This window comes from Brucella sp. 22210 (genome assembly GCF_052045675.1).
Taxonomy (GTDB): Bacteria; Pseudomonadota; Alphaproteobacteria; order Rhizobiales; family Rhizobiaceae; genus Brucella.
Genome location: NZ_JBQEPD010000192.1, coordinates 1 through 331, shown reverse-complemented (window position 1 = coordinate 331; position 331 = coordinate 1). Strand labels below are relative to the sequence as shown.

The following is a 331-nucleotide window of genomic DNA, read 5'->3' as shown; positions in this document are numbered from 1 at the left end:
CACCCTATTGAACGCGGTATCGATTTCTCCGACTATGCCGGCTACGACCCGGAAGACAACGAACGCACTTCGCCGATCTGCAAGTGGGATGTGCGGTTCACCGGCGAACGCGATCAGGTGGAAGTGTGGCCTTTGCCAGATGACACCGAGCAATATCTGCGGTTCGAAGGCATCCAGAAGGTCAAGCGGCTTGTCGCTGACGATGACATTTGCCCGCTCGACGACACTCTTGTCGTCCTGTACGCGGCGGCGGAACTGGCGCCCAACGATAGTGCGGACAAGGAAGCGAAACAGGCACTTGCGCGTGAACTGCTGCGCCAGCTGAAGATCC

General features: G+C 58.6%; 1 protein-coding gene. It reads left to right on the top strand.

What is annotated here, in order from left to right; all coding sequences use genetic code 11:
* Positions 1–331 (top strand): hypothetical protein (locus ACTJKP_RS27285; protein WP_440632889.1); only part of this gene is annotated, 331 nt, incomplete at both ends.